This is a genomic window from Kitasatospora sp. NPDC048239, from assembly GCF_043202015.1.
GTDB lineage: Bacteria > Actinomycetota > Actinomycetes > Streptomycetales > Streptomycetaceae > Kitasatospora.
Window position 1 is genome coordinate 102,361 of record NZ_JBICZP010000003.1, and the last position, 15,183, is coordinate 117,543.

Annotated in this window: 17 protein-coding genes and 1 tRNA gene; 6 read left to right on the forward strand and 12 right to left on the reverse strand. The window is 72.3% G+C overall.

Going from position 1 to position 15,183, the window contains the following annotated elements:
• Positions 1 to 289: 289 nt before the first annotated feature.
• The 12 genes from ACGFZP_RS08235 to ACGFZP_RS08290 form a co-directional block, all read right to left on the reverse strand.
• Positions 290 to 1,765, reverse strand: a complete 1,476-nt coding sequence (locus tag ACGFZP_RS08235) for an ATP-binding protein (protein ID WP_392929865.1) — start codon at positions 1,763 to 1,765, stop codon at positions 290 to 292.
• A gap of 2 nt (positions 1,766 to 1,767) precedes the next feature.
• Positions 1,768 to 2,622 (reverse strand): bifunctional DNA primase/polymerase, encoded by an 855-nt coding sequence (locus tag ACGFZP_RS08240; RefSeq protein WP_392929867.1) that lies wholly within the window; start codon positions 2,620 to 2,622, stop codon positions 1,768 to 1,770.
• Positions 2,623 to 2,726: 104 nt separating this feature from the next.
• Positions 2,727 to 3,386: an SAM-dependent methyltransferase gene (locus ACGFZP_RS08245; RefSeq protein ID WP_392929869.1), complete on the reverse strand. Its 660-nt coding sequence runs from the start codon at positions 3,384 to 3,386 to the stop codon at positions 2,727 to 2,729.
• Between the two features lie 96 nt (positions 3,387 to 3,482).
• Positions 3,483 to 3,914, reverse strand: coding sequence for a hypothetical protein (locus ACGFZP_RS08250; RefSeq protein ID WP_392929871.1), 432 nt, complete (start codon positions 3,912 to 3,914; stop codon positions 3,483 to 3,485).
• Positions 3,915 to 4,051: 137 nt separating this feature from the next.
• On the reverse strand, positions 4,052 to 6,109 hold the full coding sequence (gene traB / locus ACGFZP_RS08255; protein ID WP_392929874.1) for a plasmid transfer protein TraB: 2,058 nt from the start codon (positions 6,107 to 6,109) through the stop codon (positions 4,052 to 4,054).
• An 18-nt stretch (positions 6,110 to 6,127) separates the two neighbouring features.
• Positions 6,128 to 6,676: a plasmid transfer protein TraA gene (gene traA, locus ACGFZP_RS08260; RefSeq protein ID WP_392929877.1), complete on the reverse strand. Its 549-nt coding sequence runs from the start codon at positions 6,674 to 6,676 to the stop codon at positions 6,128 to 6,130.
• 84 nt (positions 6,677 to 6,760) lie between these two features.
• Positions 6,761 to 7,540, reverse strand: a complete 780-nt coding sequence (locus ACGFZP_RS08265; RefSeq protein ID WP_392929880.1) for an NUDIX domain-containing protein — start codon at positions 7,538 to 7,540, stop codon at positions 6,761 to 6,763.
• Between the two features lie 43 nt (positions 7,541 to 7,583).
• Complete coding sequence (locus tag ACGFZP_RS08270) at positions 7,584 to 7,964, reverse strand: RRQRL motif-containing zinc-binding protein (RefSeq protein WP_392929883.1); 381 nt, start codon at positions 7,962 to 7,964, stop codon at positions 7,584 to 7,586.
• A 4-nt stretch (positions 7,965 to 7,968) separates the two neighbouring features.
• The gene (locus ACGFZP_RS08275) at positions 7,969 to 8,322 is read right to left on the reverse strand and encodes a hypothetical protein (protein WP_392929886.1); all 354 of its coding nucleotides are present in this window, start codon (positions 8,320 to 8,322) and stop codon (positions 7,969 to 7,971) included.
• The gene (locus tag ACGFZP_RS08280) at positions 8,319 to 9,308 is read right to left on the reverse strand and encodes a DUF2637 domain-containing protein (protein WP_392929888.1); all 990 of its coding nucleotides are present in this window, start codon (positions 9,306 to 9,308) and stop codon (positions 8,319 to 8,321) included. Before ACGFZP_RS08280 ends, ACGFZP_RS08275 begins: the two co-directional genes overlap by 4 nt.
• 91 nt (positions 9,309 to 9,399) lie before the next feature.
• Entirely contained in the window at positions 9,400 to 9,762 is a 363-nt protein-coding gene (locus ACGFZP_RS08285; protein ID WP_392929891.1) for a WhiB family transcriptional regulator, read from the reverse strand.
• Entirely contained in the window at positions 9,759 to 10,007 is a 249-nt protein-coding gene (locus tag ACGFZP_RS08290; protein ID WP_392929893.1) for a hypothetical protein, read from the reverse strand. The genes ACGFZP_RS08285 and ACGFZP_RS08290 overlap by 4 nt, the downstream gene beginning before the upstream one ends.
• 508 nt (positions 10,008 to 10,515) lie before the next feature.
• Between ACGFZP_RS08290 and ACGFZP_RS08295 the strand changes: the two genes are divergently transcribed.
• From ACGFZP_RS08295 to ACGFZP_RS08320, 6 genes are all read left to right on the forward strand, one after another.
• On the forward strand, positions 10,516 to 10,944 hold the full coding sequence (locus ACGFZP_RS08295; protein WP_392929894.1) for a putative quinol monooxygenase: 429 nt from the start codon (positions 10,516 to 10,518) through the stop codon (positions 10,942 to 10,944).
• Complete coding sequence (locus tag ACGFZP_RS08300; protein WP_392929896.1) at positions 10,941 to 12,179, forward strand: helix-turn-helix domain-containing protein; 1,239 nt, start codon at positions 10,941 to 10,943, stop codon at positions 12,177 to 12,179. Before ACGFZP_RS08295 ends, ACGFZP_RS08300 begins: the two co-directional genes overlap by 4 nt.
• 99 nt (positions 12,180 to 12,278) lie before the next feature.
• A tRNA-Phe gene (locus tag ACGFZP_RS08305) sits at positions 12,279 to 12,354 on the forward strand.
• Between the two features lie 255 nt (positions 12,355 to 12,609).
• Positions 12,610 to 13,029 carry a hypothetical protein gene (locus ACGFZP_RS08310; protein WP_392929898.1) on the forward strand — a complete coding sequence of 140 codons (420 nt, stop codon included), beginning with the start codon at positions 12,610 to 12,612 and terminating at the stop codon, positions 13,027 to 13,029.
• A 2-nt stretch (positions 13,030 to 13,031) separates the two neighbouring features.
• Positions 13,032 to 14,660 (forward strand): alpha/beta hydrolase, encoded by a 1,629-nt coding sequence (locus ACGFZP_RS08315; RefSeq protein WP_392929900.1) that lies wholly within the window; start codon positions 13,032 to 13,034, stop codon positions 14,658 to 14,660.
• Positions 14,657 to 15,166: a hypothetical protein gene (locus ACGFZP_RS08320; RefSeq protein WP_392929902.1), complete on the forward strand. Its 510-nt coding sequence runs from the start codon at positions 14,657 to 14,659 to the stop codon at positions 15,164 to 15,166. Before ACGFZP_RS08315 ends, ACGFZP_RS08320 begins: the two co-directional genes overlap by 4 nt.
• Positions 15,167 to 15,183 lie beyond the last annotated feature (17 nt).

Below are 15,183 nucleotides of genomic sequence, written 5' to 3' on the forward strand. Positions count from 1 at the left end.
CTGCGTCATGGGCTGCGTCATCGGGTGACGCAGGTGACGCAGAATGACGCAGGGGCCGCCGTCTGCGTCACCGGTTCCGGCGCAGGTCAGGGGCTGTTTTCCGGGCCGGGTGACGCAGGTGACGCAGCGTCTTCCTACTTAGGAAAAAAGGTGGGGCTGCCTGTAGTACTTGGCACCCCTCTCAGAGCGAATGAGGAGCCGCTGCGCGGCACGACCCTTGGGCGGCTTCGCCGAACAGCAAGAAGAGCACCCGGGCGCCGGTGCTCTTCTTGCTTGTCCGTGCGGCAGGTCAGTGCAGCCGGGGCTGTTCATGCGTGGGCTCGGGCGCGGGGCGGGCCATTTCGAGGAAGCGGCCCTCCTTCGTGCGGCCGGTGTCGATGAGGACGCCCCGGGCCGCGAGGGTCGGCTGAAGGCGCTTGAGCCGGTCGGACAGCACCTTGCCGGTAGTCGGCCACCCCTTGGGCAGGGCCCGCACGTCGTCGCCGCTGCAGAGACGGCTGAGGCGAAGCAGCCACTCGGTGGACGTCCAGCGCTGCGCGGTGCCGGGCTCGATGCTCTCGGCGTGCTTGAGGACGGTCTGCGCCAACAGGTCGCCTTCGATCACGTCGTCGTTCAGGTCGTCGAGGCTGGCCCGGTAGGCCGGCAGCGCTCCGAGACCGGTGGCCGCGTCGAGCTGGGCGCACAGGTGGGCGAAATCGGCCATCCGCAGGTCGGTGGGGGTCTCGGCCTCGGCGGCGCGGACCTTGACCGTGAGGTCGAGCAGGGACCCGAGGACGACGGGCAGGACGTCCGCGTACTCCGCCCACAGCTCCGCCTCGGTGCGCCGGACGCGGGGCCGCTCCAGCCGCAGCGGGAGGAGCCGTTCGGCGAGGTCGGGGCGGATGACGCCCACGTCGATACCGGTCAGGAGCAGGGGCCGGCGGTAGGCGGAGCGGTACACGTCGCCGTCGGTGAACAGGGCGCGCTTGACGCTCTCGGCGCCGGTCACGATGCAGCACATGGCGTCGGACAGGTCCGGCCCCATGTGGGAGAGGTTGTCCAGGGCGGTGACCCATCCGGCCGCAACGGCCGCGATCAGGTTCTCCTCGTCCTTCGGTGCCCGGCGGAGGTCACCGCTCATGCCCTCGATGATCCGCACGAGCATCCGGCCGCCGGTGGACTTGCCCGCGCCCTGCGGGCCGGTGAGGAACGGCGCTGGCACCGGCACGGACGGGCCGAGGCATCCGATCAGCCAGGCGAGGGCCAGGCACTCGGTCGCGGCGTTCGCGAAGTTGCACAGCCTCATCAACAGGTCGATGCCCTTGCCGTCGGTGTCCTTGACGGGCAGGGGCAGTTCGCCGGTGAGCTGGGTGCGCCGCCAGCACACCTCACGCGGGTCGGGGACGGTGATGTCCCAGCCGGTGGGGTGGATGCGGACGGACTTGCCGTCGGCCCGGCCGAGGTCGAGCCACGTGGCGCCGTCGAACCCGGGCGCTACCCGGATGTGGACGGGCTGCACGTCCTCAGCCAGGGCGAGGGCCTCGATCAGGTCGAGCGCCTCCTTCATGGCGGTCCCGTTGAACACGCCGATCCCGTCCCGGTACAGGCCGACGATGAGTTCCTGGCGGTGGCTGCCGGTCGTTCCCTGAGAGCGAATCGGGCGCGCCACGGGGTGGCCGTTGCGCTGCGCGTAAACGGTCCCGTCCGCCGTGCGGAAGTACCGGAAGTGCGCCTGCGCGTAGTCCGCGATGACCTCGCGCGCCGGGGTCTTCTCGTCCTCGGCCACGGCTACAGCCCCAGCCGGGTCAGGGCGTTGGCCCACGCGTCGGCGCAGTGCCGGGGCGATTCCCCCTTGGCCTGCGCTGCGGCGAACAGCCGCTCCGTGTGCGCCGGGGTGAGGCACCCGCACCGGCCGTGCGTCGAGAGCACCGCGAGGAACGCGCCGAACACCGTGTTGTGCACGGCGCTGGCCGTCTCGGCGATGCGCTGCTCGGCCATGGCGATGCCGCGCTCCAGGAACGTGGGCGTGCGGTGGGGGCACGTCCCGCCGCCGGCCGGTGCGGGCACCGTGACGGCCGCCGGCCGGACCGGGGCGGGCTCCCTGACGATCAGGGCGCGCACGACGTCCGGCAGGGCCGCCATGGTGCCCGCGCCGTGGCCGAGCCAACGGGCGTAGGACATGGACGACTTGATGTCCACGCCGGACCGGACGGCGTTGGCGGAGGCCATGGCGCCCCGGTAGAGCCAGTGCTCGCCCCGGATCGTGGGCACGGTCCTGGTGGCGGGCAGGGTCTCGCGCGCCCACGCGATGGCGTCGGCGTTGTCGAGGTCGACGACGGTCAGGCCGGTGCCGCCGGGGTGGTATCCGACGGCGGCCGCCTCCCGCCACGCCCGCGCCCACGCCCTGGAGTTGATGACGGCGGGGTCGGTGGTGGCGGCGGCCCAGCCGTGACAGGGGGCCGGGCAGGTGCAGGGGCCGGGGGTCTTCATGTTCGGCCGGCCGCCGCACGCGTTGTTGGCGCAGTTCCGGCAGTTGCCGAACGGCACCTTCCCGGCCCGCAGCGGCAGCACGGGAACGCCGGCGGCCGCGAGGGAGAGAGCGGTGGGCAGGTGCTCTCCCCGGATGTGGGTCGCATGGGTCATGCTGGAGTTCTCCAGTTCTCTATGACGGTGCTGGATTGGCGGCGGCCCCGGTTCTTGCCGGAAGGGGGGCCGCCGCCGCTGTTCGTGGTGCTCTGGGCGCAGGCCTATGCGGTGCGGGCTGCGGGCCCGGCGGTGAGCTGGGTGGCTGCCTGGTGGCCGATGAGGCGGGTGTAGGCCGGGGGGATGGCTTCGCGCAGGCCGTCGCGGGTGGCCCAGGGCATGCCCATCACGGCTTCGCTGCGGGCGAGGGGGACGTTGGAGAAGTTGCCGACGACGTGCATGAACTCCCCGTCGGCGACGGGGCGGCCCATCTTCGCGTTCGACGCGTTGTGGGCCGGGTGCGGCGGCGGGGCGATGGCGAGCCCCCCGCCGGGTTCGAAGAGGCGGTGGCGGTAGGTGCGCAGGCCGAACGCGGCCCCGCACAGCATCACCGGGTCGCGCAGTTCGGGCCGGGCCTCTTCGACGTTCTCGATCACCCACGGGCGTCCGGTGGCTTCCAGGGCGGCGCGGGTGGGGGCGATGAGGTCGGGGTGCTCGCGGCCCCGGATCTTCTGGCAGCGGGTGTAGCGCTGGCACGGCGGGGAGGCGTGCAGCAGGTCGAAGAGGTGCCCGTGGTCGGCAATGAACTGCACGGCGTCGGCCTGGATGAACGCGAACGGGTTCCGCGGCTGGTCGGCGATGTCGACGCTGAGGACGTCATAGCCGGCGAGCCAGTAGCCCATGCCGGCACCGCCCTGGCACCCGTAGGTGTCCAGGACGGTCATGCCGTTCCACGGTCGGACGGGTAGCCATCCGGCACGCGACCGGGCGGCCGGGGAGGTGAAGCGCGGGTCCACGCGGGGCATGGCGTTCCCCCCTGGTCAGCGGTTGCGGTTGGTGACGTTCACGCTCACGTTCACGGCGCCCTGCCCACCGCGGCCCCCGCCGCCGCTGGTGCTCTTGAGCAGCCAGATCACGGCGAGACCGGCGGCCACGAAGCCCAGCGCGGTGGTGGCGGCCGCGAGGGCCTGGGCGAGGAAGCCGAGCCCGATCCCGGCGCCGCCGATCCCGACCCCGCCGGCCACCAGGCGGGCAGGCCACGGGTCGCGGGCAGAGACGGCGGGCAGGTGCTGCGGGAGCGGAGCGGGCGCGTAGAGCATCGGGGCCGAGTGCTGGGCGGGCGCGGGCAGCGGGGTCGGCGGGTGGTAGAGGGCGAGGGGTGCCGGGGCGGGCTGGGCGGCGTAGTAGGGGGTGCCGTCGGGGGTGTAGTGCACCGGCGCGGCGTAGGTCTGCGGGGCGGGGATGTGGTCCACGTGCGTCTCCCGTCAGGGGTGTGGCGCGGGGGTGTCAGCGCGGGGTGTCAGACGCCGTCAGGGGCTGCTGTCAGAGCGTCTGACACCCCCGTCTGCCTAGGGGAATGGGTGTCAGCGGGTGTCAGGTGTCAGAGGTGTCAGACACCGGCCATGGCGGGCGCGATCCGGTAGCGGCCGGCCTTCGCGGTGGGCACCAGGCGGCCGTCCTCCACGAGGCGGCGGAACTCCCCCGAGACCCAGGGGCGGGAGCGGCCGAACTGCGTCGCCTGGTCCATGACGTCCTTGGGGCCGATCACCATGACCCCGTGCTGCTCGAAGGCGGCCACGATGGCGTCCATGGCGGCGCGGGCCTCCTCGGGGGTGAAGTCCGGGGCCGCCGACTCCGGCCCGAACGCCACACCGTCGAGCGCGTCCGGGACCGGGGGGAGTTCGGCCTGCGGGTCGAGGCCCTCGTCCTCCGGATCCACCCGCCCGGCCGCGCCATCGTCGCTGTCCTGGTCCACATACACGCTGGCGCCGTCCTCGTCCTGGTCGTGGTCGGTGGCGTCGTGCCGGTGGTGGCGGTTGGTGTAGGCGTTGCCGACGGTGGCGGTGGCGGCCTTCGCGGTGACGGGGTCGACGGTGGCGCCGTTGCGCTGTGCCCACGCGGCCAACTGCTCCATGACGCGGGCGGCCTTCCCGGTGAAGCGCCAGGTGCGGCCGGGTGCGCTGTAGCGCTGCTCGTCGACGCCGGGGGTGACGAGGTAGCAGTAGCCGGGGCGCCGGTTGCCCCAGGCCCCGGGGTGGGCGCCGGCGTCCAGGACCGGGCCGGGCAGGGCCATGCCCTCGTCCCGGGCGTCCAGGCCGAACACGAGCGCACTGGGCAGCGACGCGCGGGTGCTGGTGGACAGTTGGTCGTGGCTGGGGCGCTGGAGGCTGACGACCAGGGCGATTCCGGCGGATCGGGCTTCCTGGGCGGCGCCGGTGAACGCGTCCTCGCCCATGAACCGCAGGGTGTTCGCGGCCTCCTCGAACCAGGCGACGAGGAACGGCATGCCCTCGCAGCCGCACGCCCGGCCCCTCTGGCAGGAGTGCGCCGCATCGGTCTGCTGCTCGGCGGCCGCCGGGGTCCACTGGCGGTAGCCGTGGGCGCCGAGCCAGCGGGTGCGGGCGGGGATGACGGCCTGCAGCGCGGTGACCATGGTCTCGGTCTCGGCCCCGCCCTCCACCGCCCAGTCCAGGCCCGGCCGCAGCGGGCCGAAGTCCTGGAACGCCTTCGGATCGCTGAGCCAGATGATGACGTCGCGGCGGCCCATGATCTCGGTGAGGATGTCGAGCGCGCCGTCGCCCTTTCCGGACCCGGACATGCCGCAGATCAGCAGGTGGGTGCTGTTGCGCCCGGCCTGCGGGTCGCCGGGCAGCCACAGCTGCAGCGGGGCCCCGTCGTCGTAGCGGCCGATGACCAGCGGATCGGCGATCGATCCGCCGACGTTGGTGGGCATCTCCCACTCGACGACGTCCGCGAGCATGTCCCGCGGGACGACGACCAGTTCGCCGCGGCGGGCGGAGTCGGGGTCGGGCATGTACCGCACGGCGGTGGGGGCGACGTCCAGGGCGGACGCGATGTTCGGCAGCGCCCGGCTGACGTCGTCGTTGGTCAGCTCCCCTGCGGGCAGGACCAGTTCGGCGGTGACGCGGTTCGGCTCCACCTCCGTCTTGCGGAGCTTGGCGCCGGCGAGCTTGACCTTCTCCAGCAGCGAGCCGTCCGTGTCGGTGGCCGCCTGGACGGCGTCGGGGTTGCGGCGCATCACCTGCCGCACGTTCCACGACAGGGCCAGCACGGTGCCGCCGAGCCAGAACGTGCCGAAGGTCAGGCTGTTCCACCCCGCGAGCGCCACGCCGGTGAACCAGCCGCTCCCGGCGGCTACCGTGACCGCGGAGTGCAGGCGCCGCTGGACGCCGGTGGTCTTGCCCGCCCACGCCGTCCCGGCGGTGAGGGCGACCGAGCCGAGGGTCAGGCCGACCGCGTACCCGGTGGAGCCGTGCGCGGGCAGCCACGCCATGGTCCCGGCAACTCCGGTCGCGCCGACGGTGATCCAGGGCGGGGTGTAGGGCTTGGCCCGGTGCGCCAGCCACGCGGCGACGCCCTTGCCGGTGCTGGCGCCTTCGAGGTTCTCGCGGTGCTGCTGGTCGGGGTCGGTGTTGGTCTTCGCCACGGCCGTGCTCCTTTCGGATCAGAACTGGAAGGGGCGGTGCTGCTGCGGGGCGGGGCGGGGGGTCATGACGTCGGCGTACTCGCGCTGGAACGCGGCCCACGCGGCGGCGGCGTCCTTCGCGGCATCGGTCAGGGCGTCGGCGGCCTTGGAGAGCTTCTTGGCGACGGCGCGGGCCCGCATCTTCTTCTGGAACACGTGGTCACCCGGGGCGCCGGGGGCCTGCTCCAGCGCGGCCTTGAGGATCTCGGCCGCAACCTCCACCTCGATCGCGGAGTAGGCGCCGAACGCCCGCAGCGCCTCGCAGTAGGAGCGGACGTCGGCGGCCGAGTAGAACGCGGGCTCGGGCAGGGCCAGCGCCGAGGTGCGGTTGACCCCGGTGCCGGGGTTCGCCGCGGCGCCCGCCTTCGGCGCACCGCCGGCGGGGGCGGCGCCGCCGGACGCGGTGTTCTTGCTGACGTTGATGCTGATCCCGGGGGCGAACGTCGCACCGGCCCCGAAGCCGTTGCGCGCGCCGCCGGCGCTGCTGTTGTTCGTGCCGCTGTTCGGCGACGTCGAGTTCACGCTCATCGCGGTGCCTCCCCTGCGGGCCGGGACTGTCCCGGCTCCCCACCCCCGCCCGACCCGTCAGGGCCGAGCAGGGACGGGCAGCCGTCAGCCCCGCGCGGCGGTGTCGGCGCTGCCGGCGGCGGTGCGCTCGACGACGGGCTTGTCGAGGTCGAGGTGGGCGAGGGCGCGGGCGATCAGGGGCCGGTGGGCGGCGTACAGGGTGCGTCCGGCGGCGGTGATGGCGCTCTCCAGATCGGCCACCGAGCACGCCGGGTACCAGGTGGCGTCCAGGGCGTCGTCGGCGGCCGTCGCGGTGACGGTGGCGGGCAGGACGTACAGGGCGCTGGTGGAGGCCACCCACGCGTGGTCCGACTGGCGCCAGTCGTCCACCAGGTCCCGGCCCAGGATGACGGGCCGGTGGCCCGCCAGGTCGACGCCGGTCTCTTCGCGCAGCTCACGGACCAGGGCGGCCGGGGCGGTCTCGCCGGGGTCGACCATCCCGCCGGGGATCGCCTCCTGGCGGATGTCGTCCCGGGTGATCAGCAGGATTCGCCGCTCGGCACCGGTGCCCGCGACCACGATCGGGTCGGCAGCCGCGTTCTCGCCCCAGCGGCCGAGGTTCTTGCCGCACTTGCCGGTGCGGCCGGCCGGGTGGAGCGGCCAGCCCCGCTCGTCCAGCTCGAAGGGCACGAGGGCGGCGGCCCGGCGCTCCGGCCAGTCGGTGACGTCGGTCGGGGTGGCGGCGCCCTCGGCCCAGGCGGGCACCTCGCGGGCCAGGGCCTGCGGCTCCAGCTCCGGCGGGGTGACGTCCAGCGGCGCGTACGCCTCCCAGGCCGCCGACCAGCAACGTCGTCCGGCGGGTACGGTTTCGGTGATCTCACTCACGAGGATCTCCAAGATGGCTTTGGTGCAGGTGGGTTGGTGTGTTTCAGGCCGCGAGGGCAGTGCTGCCGGCGCAGGGGAGGCAGGTGCCCAGGTGCGCGGGCAGGACGTATCCGGCGTCGCGGCCGCAGCCGGGGCAGGTTCGGCGCGCCCGATTGGCGGCGGCCAGGGCCCGTTCCCGGCCGGGGGTCATGGGCCTGACGGGCTTGGCGAGGTGGAGGCGGTAGAGGTAGGCAGCCCGCACACCGCCGGTGCTGCGGCGCGAGCGCCACAGGATCTGTCCGGCCACCTCCTGCCCGCCGGGGCGCAGGCCCCGGGCGCGCAGCTGCCGCTTGGTGAGGTAGCCGGTGGGTGCCATCCGCCACGGATAGGTGGGGGTGCCGCCGTGCCGGTCGCCGGTCGGGTCCCAGAAGCGTGGGATGCCCATGGCGCTACTCGCCGGTGCCGTCGGTGTCGGGCAGGTTGTAGAAGCCGTTGACCTCGACGGGGACGCCGTGGCGGGTGCCGTATGCGGTCAGCCAGTGGGTGGTGTCGCACTCGCCGCTGTCGGCGGTGGCGGGGTCCAGGCCCAGGGCTTCGCGCCACTGCTCGAACTCGCTCAGGCCGCCGTGCAGCGACAGCGTCACGCCCCACGAACCCCACGGGATGTCGGTGCCCGGCTTCATGAACTGCTTCAGCCCCGCGGTGGGGGTGGGCAGGTCGGTGTGGGCGCTGAGGATGGCCAACAGGGCGCCGGCCGCGCTGAGCTGGCCGGTCGCGGTGGCGGCGTTCTCGGTGGTGGTCACGATGCCTTCTCCTCGACGTCGCTCGTGGTGCCGGTGGCCGGCACCGCGTGCAGGGCGGGCCGCTCGGCCTGGGCGGTCCGCAGTTCCTGGTAGCGGGCTGCAATCCACCCGACGGACCAGCCGGTCAGCTCAACGGCCGAGCGCTGCGGCAGGCCCGCCGCGAACGCGCCCTTGGCGATCTCGCGGGCGCGTTCCTCCGGGAGCCGCTCGGCGGCCGGCCCGCCGGACAGCAACTCCTCGCGGGCCCGCGCGGCGGCCTCCCGCTCACGCTGCTCACGGGTCTGGGCTGCTTCGCGCTCACGGCGCTCACGCTCGCTCACCGCGTGCTCACGGCCCTCGCGCTCGACCCGGTCGGCGGCCTCCCGCTGGGACCGTTCGGCCCGTTCCTCGCGCACCATCCGGGCCTCGTGCTCACGCTGATCACGGGCCATGCGCTCCTCGTGCTCACGGCGCTCACGCTCGCGCCGCTCGGCCGCGGCGAACTCGGCCAGCCGGTCCTCGCGGGCCTGTCGGCGCTTGTCCTCGGCGAGGCGTTCGCGCCCCTCCCGCTCGGCGCGCTCAGCCGCTTCACGGGCGGCCAACGCAGCTGCGATCGCCCGCCGGTAGGCCAGCGACGCCTCCGCCGTGACGATCAGCAGCAGAGGCGCCACCGCATGCACCGCCACACCGACCGGGTCCCGGTCCAGCGCCGACTGACCGGTGTTGAGCAGCACCGTCATGAGGCCGGTCATCCAGCGCAGCACCACCGGCCAGCGCCCGCCGTCCCCGCCGAGACGCACGAGCGTGCTGTCGAGCCGGACCACGATCACCACCGCCGCGTCCACGACCAGCGGCAGGATCGGCGCCGTCCACTCCCAGCCCGCCGGACTGTGTCCGGACATCAGCGGGGTCACCGTGAGCACGCTGTACAGGACAGCGCCGAACGTGATCGTCCACGTCCCCACGCTCAGCGCCTGCTCGGCCGACCGGATCTGTGCCGGACTCACCGGGCCCCTCACCACGACCACCGCCCCCGCCGGGATGAGCGGGCGGTGAGCGCGGACAGGGCGCCCGTGAGCGCAGTGAGCGCGACGGTGCTCATCGGCCACCGCCGACCCGGGCCCGCTGCTGGCTGCGCCGGATACTGGCCCGCTCGGCAGCGTTGAGGCCGCCGACGATGCCGTGCGGCTCGCGGCGCTCCAGCGCCTGGGCCAGGCACATCAGGCGCACCGGGCACCCGGCGCAGATCATCCGCGCCCGCCGCTCGGCCCACCGGGCGGCCCGCTCACCGATCTCGGCGGGGTCCGGGAAGAACAGGTCGGTGTCGACACCGACGCACGCGGCGCCGGGCAGGCCGCCGTCCGGCGCCGGGGCGAACTCGGCGAGCACGGCGGCGGCCGGGCGGGCGGTCCGGTGCGGGGCGCGGGTACCGGTGAGGTGGAGTGTGCGGCGGGCGGTCATGCGGCGGCCCTCCAGGTCTGCACCCGGCGGCGCTCGGCGGTCCGCATCAGCGCGGACGCGAAGCGGGCGGCCGGCGGGTCCAGGTCCCGCAGGATGTCCCGCGCGGCGTCGAGCCGGACCCGCCGCTCCTCGGCGGTCTCCGTCTCGCTGCCGGTGAACAACTCGGCGTCGAGCCCGAAGCCGAACGCGAGTTCCGCGAACTCGTCCGGCGTCGCGGCATCCTGGCCTGCGACAATCAGTTTCATGGGTCGTGTCCTCTGATCGGACGGCCCTGAGCGGCTCCGGTGTTCCAGCACCGGAGCCGCAGCCGTAAGGCGGATCGAACGCTCGACGAGCGGCCGCGCGGACCCGACGTACCGCCGCCGAAGCGGTGCACGCCGGGAACCGTGAACGCTGGTAGAGCAGCCTCACCGGCCGGCAACGGCCAGGCGAGGCGACCTATGTCTCTCGCGGTCGATCAAGCACATCGGACACCTCCTCGGTTCGAGCGATCAGGGGAAACTCACTGCAAGGGGGGCCACGACGCCCCCACTCTCCGGCCGTTGCTCGCGGTCGCCGGGCCACCTCGCCAGTCAGGGCCGGACCTAGCCGAACCCCTATCCCCTGGCCTTTGCGGAGATTGCAGCGTCCTCCGCCTCAGCTCACACCCCTCCCGAGCGCGGTCATGCCGCCCAGATGAGTGCGTTTGTGCAGGTCAGAGCAGCCCAAAGAAGGCCCCTCTTGCCTCTGCGACCTTCCGCCGCGTCGACACTCATGAAGTTAGTCGCAGTGTTTCTGCGAGTCAAGAAGTTCTGCGAGTCGCAGAGAATCAGCGACCGTGCGACACTGGAGCCAAAAGCTGACAGAGGGGCTGTGGCCATGGGATTCGGTCTGGTAGTGCGCTTCACCGCTCACGATGAAGAGGCCGCGAACGCCTTCGATGCACTTGCGGCAGAGGCTCTGAGGGGCATCCACGAGCTGGAGCCCGGAACGCTCGTGTACGCCAACCACACCGTCGCTGGGGAACCGGCAGTCCGGGTCTTCTATGAGCTCTACCGCGACCGCGACGCGTTCGAGGCCCATGAGCAGCAGCCGCACGTCAAGCGGTTCCTCGCGGAGCGCGGGCAGTTCCTCCGGTCGTTCGAGGTGACGTTCCTCAACGAGGTCGCGAGCAAGGGCACTGGACTGGAAGGCTCTCGATGACTCCTGACGAACGCAAGGTCTTCGGTGCGCGGGTCGCGCAGCTCCGCAAGGAACGCGGACTGAAGCAGGATCAGCTAGCTGCCGCCATCGATCGAACGGCGAGCTGGGTTTCCCAGGTCGAGCGTGGCGTTCAGCCAGTCGTGCGACTGGATGTCCTCCAGCTCCTGGCTGATGGGCTTGGAGTTTCCGTGCAGGTGCTTCGGCCAGATGCGCCCACACCTGCACCCGTACCGCCGCCAGCCGATGAGGAGCCGAACGATCTGGATCAGGCCCGGCTCCTCATCTCCGGGCATCCCGCGCTCGACGTTCTCCTGAGTGCTCCCACGAGGAGCGACGCCCCCTCAGTGACCGAGCTAACGGAGGCTGTTGAGGAGGTCTGGGAGCTGACACACGCCGCGCGGTTCGCCGAACTGAGCGCGGTGTTGGGCCGCGTCCTGCCCCGACTTGAACGGGCCGCACGCACAGCGCCCGCTGGCGAGCGGCCCGAGATTCAGGGGCTGCTCAGCCAGGCCTACCAGGCACTAGCAGCTGCCTTCGTACGCCAGGATGAGGCTGACGCCGCATGGGTCGCGGCCGATCGATCTATCCGAGCAGCCGAACAGTCAGCCCAGCCGTTGATCGTCTTTGCTGGCATCTTCCGGCTCGCCCAAGCATTCGTTCGACTGAAGCACCTTGACCAGGCTCAGCATGCGGCCGAGAGCGCCGTCAACGTGCTGAGCCGGTACGCCACGCGGGAGTCCGTCGAGCCTGAAGCGCTGTCTGTCCTGGGCTCACTCCACCTGGTTCTTGCTCTCGTGCACGCCCGGAGTGGGCAGCGGGAAGACGCACGTGCGGATCTCCGCCACGCCCGGGATGTGGCGGCCAAGCTCGGGGAAGACCGAAACGACTTCAATCTGGAGTTCGGCCCCACCAACGTCGAGATCCAAGCGGTGTCGACAGCGGTAGAGCTTGGGGATGCCGGGGAGGCCCTGGACATCGGGGGCCGGATCAATTCCGCTGCTCTGTCGCCTGAGCGGCGCTCTCGGTTGCTGATGGACCTAGGCCGGGCCCATGCCCAGCGGCGGCACCTTGGCGAGGCCCTCGACTGCTTGCTTCGGGCCGAGGAGCTCGCCCCAGAGACCGTCCGCACTCATGTCGCAGCCCGCGCGACGATCCGCGAACTCGTCCTCGTTGCCGGCCGCGGCGCCCCGGCCGACCTGCTCGGGCTTGCCGAGCGGGCCAACGCCCTCGACTAGCTGAACCCGTGCCTCATGGCTGTTGGCGTACTCCAACCCGTACGCCAACAACGGCGCACAACACCAGACGGCGGAACACGGCCCTGGACTCCCCTGCGGGGCAGTCCAGGGCGCTTGAGGGCCCTCACGCGGCCTGAAAAGCGGAAGGTCGCCGGTTCGACCCCGGCCCTGGCCACAGCATGACGAAGGCCCCGGAGAGATCACTCTCCGGGGCCTTCGTCATGCTGTGGCCGCCAACGGCTTGGCGGTTCCGGACCGAGGGGCACCGACTCCGGCCGCTGGGTCGCCGACAGGGGCCACCGGCGCTCGGTCTCGGCCGCGCGCTGGGAGGGGCTCGTTTCCTCGCAATAAGACCATGCGCACACGCACGGCCGTCTAAGGTGAGGCCCAGGCGGGCGATGGGCCCGCCTGGACGCGCCCGGGGGGACGCATGCCAAATCCTGATCTGGCCTCACAGTTCACGGTGAATCCGGCCGCGCTGGAGGGCTGCGGGCAGAGTGCCCAGCACATCGCGCAGCAGGTACCAGGCGAGACCGCGAAGATCGTCGGCCCGAGCGACCAGGCGTCAGCGGCACTGAAGGGCTGGCGCACCGCCGGAGCCCTGCACGACTGCTCCGCGAACTGGAAGACCCTGCTCGACAAGCTCTCCGTCGAGATGGCCGGCTGCGGGACGAGGCTGGTCCAGACGGCCGCCGGGTACCGGCAGGGCGAGCAGAGCGTCTACGCACACCTGCAGGGCGGCAATCCCCCCGCAGGCTCAGGGTCAAAGGCCACGGCCGTACCGGACCCCTGGGGGACGGTGGTGGCGGGCGAGGCGCCGCAGACCGCCGCCGAGCGGAAGGCCCGGTAGCCGTGGACATCGCCACCCTGCAGAACGCCGGCATCAACAACCTCACCAGCGCCAAAACCGCCTACGACTCCCTGGCCACCGCCTTCGGCCGGCACATCGAGGACTGGCAGCGGGAGGTCACCGACCGCCTGGGCGGCTCGCACTGGACCGGGGCCACATCCGACAAGGCCCAGGCGGAGATCAAGGCCCTGGGCTCCAAGCTCCAGGCCGCCCGCCAGGAGCTCGCCTTCGTCGGCCGCGCCCTCGCCGACGCCGCCGAGGGCTTCGCGGCAGCCCAGGCCCACCTGATCAGCGCCCTCGACGACGCCAAGGCGAAGAGGTTCGCCGTGGCCGCCGACGGCCGCATCAGCTGGGACAACGAACCCTCCTCCGCCGGCTACGCCGGAACCGGCGCCGAGGCGAACGCCCGCGAGATCGGCAAGCGGATCACCGCCGCCCTGAACGAGGCCGCCCACGCCGACCAGGAGATCGAACAGCGGCTCAGCCACCTCTCCTACAACGCGAGCAGCGGCACCGGGCTGGACAGCGCCACCGCACAGGCGGACCAGGCCGCCGTGGCGGCCCGCGACCAGGTCCCCGCGACCGGCACGAACCCCGACGACGTCAAACGCTGGTGGGACGGCCTCACCGAGGCGCAGCAGCAGCGCTTCGTCCTCAACCACCCCGACCAGGTCGGCAACCTCGACGGCGTCCCGGCCGTCGCCCGGGACCAGGCCAACCGCATCACCCTGAAGCACAGCCAGGAGGACCTCAAGCTCCAGCTCCTCCAGCTGGGCCCCCAGCCGCCCGAGAAGATCGCGGGAGTGAACGGCGCCATCACCAACCCCGACTTCATGGCGTGGGACGCCAAGAACTACGACCTGCAGGAGAAGCTCAAGTCGCTCAACGCCATCGAGAGCCGGCTGACCGGGGACAAGCTGAAACTCCGTGACGGCGCCCCGGCCTTCCTGCTCGGCCTGGACACCAAGGGCCGTGGGCGGGCGATCGTGTCGGTCAACAACCCCGACACCGCGGACAACGTGCTCACCTTCGTCCCCGGCACCTCGGCCCGGCTCGCCACGGCCCCCGGGGACGTGGACAAGGCCGACGAGATGGTGAAGGCCGCGAAGCTGGCGGACGGCTCCAAGACCACGGCGGCCCTCGCCTGGGTGGGCTACGACGCGCCGCAGAACCTCTTCCCCGACGCGGTGCGGGACGAGTTCGCCGAGAACGCGGAGAAGGACCTGGCCCGGTTCCAGACCGGACTGCGCACCACCCACGAGGGCGCACCGTCGCACAACACCCTCATGGGCCACAGCTACGGCAGCACCACCGTCGGCTTCACCATGCGGGACCACAAGGTCCCGGTCGACGACGTCATCCTCGTGGGCAGCCCGGGCGTCGGCGTCGACCACGCCAAGGACCTGAACATCGACCCGTCCCACGTCTACGTGGCGCGCGGGAGCGAGGACACCATGATCAAGAACGCGGCGGGCGCCAGCCTCCTGTTCGGGATGGATCCGATGGACACCCGGTTCGGCGCACAGCACCTCGCCGCCGGGGACACCGACCACTCGCACTACTGGCGGGAGAACTCGCCGTCGGTAACGGCGTTCGGCGAAGTCGCGGCCGGAACAAGGAAGGCCGGATGAGTGCCGTGCACCGCAACCGAAGGCTCGGTCCGGCCGTCGTCGTCGTGCTGGCGCTGGTGCTGGCGGGGTGCAGTGTCGAGTCCAATCGGCCGACGATGACGCGGGCCGAGGCGAAGGCGCAGACCGAGAGCTACGTCGCTCAGGCCGTGGGCGCGTTTCCGCAGCCCGTCACCCCCGTCGCGGAGCGGGACAACGACGGCGTGTGCTTCAAGAACGACGCCCCCTCCGAGTACGACGGCAAGGTCACCGCCGTCACCGCACGGAACCTGACCGGGGTGCCGGTGGACCGGCATCCGGAGTACTTCGCGGCCTTCCGCGCCCAGGTCGAGGCCATGGGCTTCAAGCTGAACGACGCGTCCGCCGACTTCGACCACGCCCTCTTCTTCACCAACCACGCGAACGGGTTCACCGCGTCCTTGATCGAGATCGGCGACGGCCAACGCACCCTGAACGTCGGCTTCGCCTCCCCCTGCGTCTGGCCGGAGGGGACGAGGCCTGCCGAGTAGGCCGCCCCAAACCGCCA

Coding starts and splice junctions, on each gene's coding strand:
- ACGFZP_RS08240 (WP_392929867.1), bottom strand. CDS start 2,622: ATGACCCATGCGACCCACATCCGGGGAGAGCACCTGCCCACCGCTCTC.
- ACGFZP_RS08245 (WP_392929869.1), bottom strand. CDS start 3,386: ATGACCGTCCTGGACACCTACGGGTGCCAGGGCGGTGCCGGCATGGGC.
- traA (WP_392929877.1), bottom strand. CDS start 6,676: ATGAGCGTGAACTCGACGTCGCCGAACAGCGGCACGAACAACAGCAGC.
- ACGFZP_RS08270 (WP_392929883.1), bottom strand. CDS start 7,964: ATGGGCATCCCACGCTTCTGGGACCCGACCGGCGACCGGCACGGCGGC.
- ACGFZP_RS08285 (WP_392929891.1), bottom strand. CDS start 9,762: ATGACCGCCCGCCGCACACTCCACCTCACCGGTACCCGCGCCCCGCAC.
- ACGFZP_RS08290 (WP_392929893.1), bottom strand. CDS start 10,007: ATGAAACTGATTGTCGCAGGCCAGGATGCCGCGACGCCGGACGAGTTC.
- ACGFZP_RS08295 (WP_392929894.1), top strand. CDS start 10,516: ATGAAGTTAGTCGCAGTGTTTCTGCGAGTCAAGAAGTTCTGCGAGTCG.
- ACGFZP_RS08300 (WP_392929896.1), top strand. CDS start 10,941: ATGACTCCTGACGAACGCAAGGTCTTCGGTGCGCGGGTCGCGCAGCTC.
- ACGFZP_RS08310 (WP_392929898.1), top strand. CDS start 12,610: ATGCCAAATCCTGATCTGGCCTCACAGTTCACGGTGAATCCGGCCGCG.
- ACGFZP_RS08320 (WP_392929902.1), top strand. CDS start 14,657: ATGAGTGCCGTGCACCGCAACCGAAGGCTCGGTCCGGCCGTCGTCGTC.